A 6,046-nucleotide genomic window follows, 5' to 3' on the forward strand; every position below is an offset into this window, starting at 1 on the left:
TGCATCGGGTGCTGGCGCCGGGAGGCCTGCTCATGTTCGCCACCTTCGGCCCCGACACGCTGAAGGAATTGCGCGCGGCGTTCGCCGCCATCGACGACGCACCGCACGTCAACCGCTTCATCGACCTGCACGACATCGGCGACATGCTGATGCATGCCGGTTTCGCCAGCCCGGTGATGGAGATGGAGATGCTGACGCTGACTTACGCCGATCTCAAAACCCTGATGCGCGATCTCAAGGGCATCGGTGCGCACAACGCGGCAACGGCGCGGCGCCGCGGGCTGCTTGGCAAATCGGCATGGATGCGGCTGGAGCAGGCGTATGAAACGCACCGGCTCGCAGGTCGCCTGCCGGCCACCTTCGAGGTGATCTACGGCCATGCGTGGGCAGGCGACAAAACGCAGCGCGAGGACGGACGCCAGGTGATCCGGCTGAAGATCGACGAGCGCCGCCGCCAGCGCGGACTGCCATGACGGCACGCGGGCTGTTCGTCGCCGGCACCGACACCGGCGTCGGCAAGACGCGGGTGGCGGTGGCGCTGATCCACGCCCTGCGCGCAGCGGGGCTGCGGGTGGCGGCGATGAAGCCGGTGTCGGCGGGCAGCGCGCCGGGCGGGGTGAACGAGGATGTGGCGGCCTTGCTGCAGGCCGCCAACGTGCCGGCCGACATGCGCGATGTGAATCCCTATGCCTTCGAGCCTGCCATCGCGCCGCATCTCGCGGCGCAACAGGCCGGCGCGCGGATCGAACTGGGCGTCATTGCCGAGGCCTACGCCCGGCTCGCCGCCAGAGCCGATGTGGTGGTGGTCGAAGGAGCGGGCGGCTGGCGGGTGCCCTTGAACGAGCGCGAGGACATGGCCGACCTGGCGCAGCGGCTGGCGCTGCCCGTTGTGCTGGTGGTGGGCCTGCGCCTGGGCTGCCTCAATCATGCGTTGCTGACGGCCGAGTCGATAGCCGGCCGGCAGGTGCCCTGGGCGGGCTGGGTGGGCAACCACATCGACCCGGCGATGGCGCAAGCGGCGGCCAACCTGGATGCCCTGCGCGCACGCCTGCCGCAGCCCTGCCTGGGGGTGCAGGCGTTCATGGCCGATCCGGGCTGTTCAACCGACGCGCCGTCCTGGCTGGCGCTGCCTAAAGAATTAGCATCTTAGAATAGTCGTTAATAACGATATTATTCATAAAAATCAAAAACTTAAGATTGTCGCCCGGCTTGTTCTGCTGGCGGGCGCCGTGTTACCGTCTGCGACATATTGCCGCAGGTGCTTGCCTTGGCTTCCGATTGGGAAGGCAGGGCACGGAAGACGCTGCGGACGGCTCGGCCGATGCGTTTGCATTCCGCTCGCGGCCGTTCGCTGACGCACACTCGGGAACGGTTCGTCTTCCAGGACGAAATGATCGTGCCGGAATGGTACGCCGGCACCCGTGGAGAGCGTCGCGAAACGGAGGCCGGACACTGCCTGAGCGCAACACACGCCATAACGACTATACATAACAGAGTCGAGAGGATGGGGGGACGCGATGAAGAGCATGTGGCAGCGGTCGGGGATGGGGGCGGCGGCGCTGGCGGCGAGCCAGCCGGTGCTGGCCGAATACGGATACAACTTGCAGGCACCGGCGAGCCCGGTGGCACACCACGTGTTCCAGTTGCACAACCTCATCATGCTGGTGTGCCTGGGGATTTTCGTCGCGGTGTTCAGCGTCATGTTCTATTCGCTGCTGAAACATCGCAAATCGCTCGGCCACCGGGCTGCCCACTTCCACGAAAACACCGCAGTCGAGGTCGTCTGGACGGTGATTCCGTTCATCATTCTGATGGGGATGGCCTATCCCGCCGCCAGGGTGGTGATCGACATGAAGGACACCTCCAATCCGGACATGACCGTCAAGGTCACCGGTTACCAGTGGAAATGGAGCTACGACTACCTCAACGACGGAATCCGTTTCTACAGCACCCTCGCCACCCCGCGCGAACAGATCGACGGCACCGCCGCCAAGGGGAAGCACTATCTGCTGGAAGTCGACGAACCGATGGTGGTGCCGGTCGGCAAACGCGTGCGCCTGCTGATCACCGCCAACGACGTGATCCATTCATGGTGGGTGCCTGCGCTTGGCGTCAAGCAGGACGGCATCCCCGGCTTCATCCGCGACAGCTGGTTCAAGGCCGACAGGATCGGCACCTACCGCGGCCAGTGCGCCGAACTGTGCGGCAAGGAGCATGGCTTCATGCCCATCGTCGTTGAAGTGGTGTCGGAAGACGCCTACAAAGCCTGGGTGGCGAAGAAGCAGGGCAGCGCGCACGCTGCTGCGGCCGACAATGCCAAGACCTTTGCAGTCGCCGAACTGGTGGAGCGCGGCGAGAAGGTCTATCAGGCCAACTGCGCGGTCTGCCACCAGGCCAACGGCATGGGAATCCCGGGTGCATTCCTGCCGATCAACGGCTCCAAAGTCGCCACCGGGCCGATTGCCGATCACATCCGGGTGGTGCTGAACGGCCGGCCGGGCACCGCGATGGCGGCTTTCGCCAGCCAGCTGTCGGACGCGGACATCGCCGCCGTGGTGACCTACCAGCGCAATGCGTGGGACAACAAGATGGGCGACGCGGCGCAACCCGCCGCCATCGCCGCCGCACGCGGCGGAACCGCCGAAGCCGCCGCTCCCGCCGCGCAGTGAACAATCGATAGGAGAGCCAGCCATGTCTGACGCAGTCCACGCCCCCGACGCCCACGGACACCACGCGCCCCCCGGCGGAATCATGCGCTGGCTGACCACCACCAACCACAAGGACATCGGTTCGCTCTACCTGTGGTTTGCGCTCATCATGCTGTTTACCGCCGGGTCGATGGCATTGCTGATCCGCGCCGAACTCTTCCAGCCCGGCCTGCAGCTGGTGCGTCCCGACTTCTTCAATCAGCTCACCACGATGCACGGCCTGATCATGATTTTCGGCGTCATCATGCCGGCCTTTACCGGGTTTGCGAACTGGCAGGTGCCGCTGATGCTGGGCGCGCCGGACATGGCGTTTCCGCGCATGAACAACTGGAGTTTCTGGTTGCTGCCGGTGGCGGCCATCCTGCTGATGTCCTCGTTCCTGCTGCCGGGCGGCGCAGTCGCGGGGGGCTGGACGATGTATCCGCCGCTGTTCATCCAGGGCGGGGTTTCGTACGACCTCACGATCCTCGCGGTGCACATCATGGGGCTGTCGTCGATCATGGGCTCGATCAACATCATCACCACCATCCTCAACATGCGCGCGCCCGGGATCACGCTGATGAAGATGCCGCTGTTCGTGTGGACCTGGCTGATCACCGCCTACCTGCTGATCGCCACCATGCCGGTGCTGGCGGGCGCAGTGACCATGCTGCTCGCCGACCGCAATTTCGGGACCCACTTTTTCAACGCGGCGGGAGGCGGCGACCCGGTGATGTTCCAGCATATTTTCTGGTTCTTCGGGCATCCCGAGGTGTACATCCTGATCCTGCCGGCTTTCGGCATCATTTCGCAGATCATTCCCACCTTCTCCCGCAAGCCGCTGTTCGGCTACGCCTCGATGGTCTACGCCACCGCATCGATCGCGATCCTGTCGTTCACCGTCTGGGCGCACCACATGTTCGCCGTCGGCATGCCGGTCGCGGCACAGCTGTTCTTCATGCTGTCGACCATGCTGATCGCGGTGCCCACCGGGGTGAAGGTGTTCAACTGGGTGGCCACGATGTGGAAGGGCTCGCTGACCTTCGAGACGCCGATGCTGTTTGCCATCGCCTTCGTCTGCCTGTTCACCATCGGGGGATTCTCCGGGCTGGTGCTGGCGGTCGCTCCGGTCGACATCCAGCTGCAGGACACCTATTACGTCGTCGCGCACTTCCACTACGTGCTGGTGTCGGGGGCGCTGTTCTCGATTTTTGCTGGGATCTACTTCTGGCTGCCGAAGTGGACCGGCCACATGTACGACGAAACCCTGGGCAAATGGCACTTCTGGCTGTCGGTCATCGGCATGAATATCGTGTTCTTTCCGATGCATTTTCTGGGGCTGGCCGGGATGCCGCGCCGGATTCCCGACTACGCGCTGCAGTTCACCGATTTCAACCAGATCGCAACGCTGGGTGCCTTCGTTTTCGGGTTCAGCCAGCTGGTTTTTCTGGCGGTGGTTCTGAAAGCGATCAAGGGCGGCGCCAGGGCGCCCGCGCGGGTGTGGGAGGGCGCTGAAGGCCTGGAGTGGACGGTGCCGTCGCCCGCCCCCTATCACACCTTTGAAACCGCGCCGGCGGTGAAATGAGCGGGGGCGCGGCAGGCATGACGGACAAGCGCAACGGCAGATACCGCACCGCCGCCATTCTGGCGGCGTTCGCTCTCGGCCTGTTTCTGTTCACCTTGTACAGCGGGCTGCAATAGAACATGGCCATGGGCAATGCCAGAACCCTGACCAAGCTCGTGGCGGCGACGCTGGGCATGTTCGGATTCGGCTTTGCCCTGGTACCGTTCTATTACAAGATTTGCGAGGTCACCGGCATCAATTCGGGGGACGAGCAAAGCCTGGCGAGGAACACGCAGGTCGATGCCAGCCGCTGGGTGACGCTGGAGTTCGATGCCAATACCAATACCGCTTTGCCGTGGCAGTTCAAACCCCTGCAGCGCAGCCTCAGGGTGCATCCGGGCCAGCTGGTGCAGGTGGAATACGAAGTGATCAACAGCAGCGATCGGACAGTCGTGGGGCAGGCCGTTCCGAGCTACGGTCCGGCGCGGGCGGCCGCATACTTCAAGAAGATCGAGTGCTTCTGCTTCACTCCGCAAACCCTGGCGGCCGGCGAGCGCCGCAGGATGCCGGTGCTGTTCGTGCTGGACCCCGCGATGGACCAGGAGCTGCATACCGTGACGCTGTCGTATACCTTCTTCGATACCGGCGCCAAGGCGCAGGCGGCGGAGCGGCGGGAAGCGGCGCCGCATGGCTGACAGGGGTCATCTCAAGGCCGCGCTCGCCGTGTTCTGGAGCTTCTTCGGCGTGCGCAAGCGGCGCGATTACGATGCCGATGCGCAAAACCTGAGCCCGGCGCAGATCGTCGTCGCAGGACTGGCCGGCGGAGTCGTGTTCGTGCTGACGGTGTTGCTGGCGGTCTATCTGATAGTGCAGTTCGTGAAATGAAGGGTCAACGGACAAGGGGGAGGGGAAGACATGAGCCTGGCACAAACCGATAAATATTATCTGCCGCAACCTTCGCTGTGGCCGATCGTCGGCTCGGTCGCACTGCTGCTGATGGCCGTGGGCGGCGTCATGACCATACGCGGGGTCGACAACGGCGGCTGGGTGCTGCTGGCCGGTGTGGCGATCCTGCTGTTCATGATGTTCGGCTGGTTTGGCGAAGTCATCCGCGACAGCGAGGCGGGGCGCTACAACAAGCAGGTCGACTCGTCGTACCGCTGGTCGATGAGCTGGTTCATCTTTTCCGAGGTGATGTTCTTCGCCGCCTTTTTTGGGGCATTGTTCTACACCCGCGTGCTGTCGGTACCCTGGCTCGGCGAGGGCGACACCATGCGGCAGTTGTGGCCGGCATTCCAGGCCGCCTGGCCTACCGCGGGGCCGGGGCTGGCGGCGGACGGGCTCAAGTTCACCCCGATGGGCGCCTGGGGGATTCCGGCCATCAATACCCTGTTGCTGCTGAGTTCCGGCGTGACCGTGACCTGGGCGCACTGGGGACTGAAAAAAAACAATCGCCGGCAACTGGTTTCAGGCCTGGTGATGACGGTGGCTCTGGGGGCGACTTTCCTGGGCTTGCAGGTCTACGAATACCACCATGCCTATACCGAATTGGGGCTGACCCTCGGCGCCGGCGTCTACGGCGCCACCTTCTTCATGCTGACCGGCTTCCATGGCTTTCACGTTCTGGTGGGAACGACGATGCTGCTTGTCATGCTGCTGCGTTCGATCGCCGGCCATTTCACGCCTGACCACCACTTCGCGTTCGAGGCGGTATCGTGGTACTGGCACTTTGTCGATGTGGTGTGGGTGCTGCTGTTCATCCTGGTTTACTGGATGATCTGAGTCATCCGCAAGG

6 protein-coding genes and 1 pseudogene are annotated in these 6,046 nt (G+C 63.8%); all 7 read left to right on the forward strand.

What is annotated here, in order from left to right; genetic code table 11:
• A pseudogene (locus tag BGO62_RS12515) lies at nucleotides 1-473 on the forward strand (malonyl-[acyl-carrier protein] O-methyltransferase BioC); the annotation flags it as partial.
• Nucleotides 470-1,150 (forward strand): dethiobiotin synthase, encoded by a 681-nt coding sequence (gene bioD, locus BGO62_RS12520; protein ID WP_296642957.1) that lies wholly within the window; start codon nucleotides 470-472, stop codon nucleotides 1,148-1,150. The pseudogene BGO62_RS12515 and the gene bioD, both read left to right, overlap by 4 nt.
• Nucleotides 1,151-1,544: 394 nt before the next feature.
• Complete coding sequence (coxB, locus tag BGO62_RS12525) at nucleotides 1,545-2,669, forward strand: cytochrome c oxidase subunit II (protein WP_296642970.1); 1,125 nt, start codon at nucleotides 1,545-1,547, stop codon at nucleotides 2,667-2,669.
• Between the two features lie 22 nt (nucleotides 2,670-2,691).
• On the forward strand, nucleotides 2,692-4,272 hold the full coding sequence (gene ctaD, locus BGO62_RS12530; RefSeq protein ID WP_296642961.1) for a cytochrome c oxidase subunit I: 1,581 nt from the start codon (nucleotides 2,692-2,694) through the stop codon (nucleotides 4,270-4,272).
• A gap of 119 nt (nucleotides 4,273-4,391) precedes the next feature.
• Nucleotides 4,392-4,946, forward strand: coding sequence for a cytochrome c oxidase assembly protein (locus tag BGO62_RS12535; RefSeq protein ID WP_296642964.1), 555 nt, complete (start codon nucleotides 4,392-4,394; stop codon nucleotides 4,944-4,946).
• On the forward strand, nucleotides 4,939-5,136 hold the full coding sequence (locus BGO62_RS12540; RefSeq protein ID WP_296642966.1) for a DUF2970 domain-containing protein: 198 nt from the start codon (nucleotides 4,939-4,941) through the stop codon (nucleotides 5,134-5,136). Before BGO62_RS12535 ends, BGO62_RS12540 begins: the two co-directional genes overlap by 8 nt.
• A gap of 30 nt (nucleotides 5,137-5,166) precedes the next feature.
• Complete coding sequence (locus tag BGO62_RS12545) at nucleotides 5,167-6,033, forward strand: cytochrome c oxidase subunit 3 (RefSeq protein WP_296642968.1); 867 nt, start codon at nucleotides 5,167-5,169, stop codon at nucleotides 6,031-6,033.
• Nucleotides 6,034-6,046 lie beyond the last annotated feature (13 nt).

This window comes from Thiobacillus sp. 65-1402 (genome assembly GCF_001897685.1).
Taxonomy (GTDB): Bacteria; Pseudomonadota; Gammaproteobacteria; order Burkholderiales; family Thiobacillaceae; genus Thiobacillus.

What these genes read in the sequence shown, in the direction of transcription:
- BGO62_RS12540 (WP_296642966.1), top strand. Translation starts at nt 4,939, where the DNA reads ATGGCTGACAGGGGTCATCTCAAGGCCGCGCTCGCCGTGTTCTGGAGC.
- BGO62_RS12535 (WP_296642964.1), top strand. Translation starts at nt 4,392, where the DNA reads ATGGCCATGGGCAATGCCAGAACCCTGACCAAGCTCGTGGCGGCGACG.
- ctaD (WP_296642961.1), top strand. Translation starts at nt 2,692, where the DNA reads ATGTCTGACGCAGTCCACGCCCCCGACGCCCACGGACACCACGCGCCC.
- bioD (WP_296642957.1), top strand. Translation starts at nt 470, where the DNA reads ATGACGGCACGCGGGCTGTTCGTCGCCGGCACCGACACCGGCGTCGGC.
- BGO62_RS12545 (WP_296642968.1), top strand. Translation starts at nt 5,167, where the DNA reads ATGAGCCTGGCACAAACCGATAAATATTATCTGCCGCAACCTTCGCTG.
- coxB (WP_296642970.1), top strand. Translation starts at nt 1,545, where the DNA reads ATGGGGGCGGCGGCGCTGGCGGCGAGCCAGCCGGTGCTGGCCGAATAC.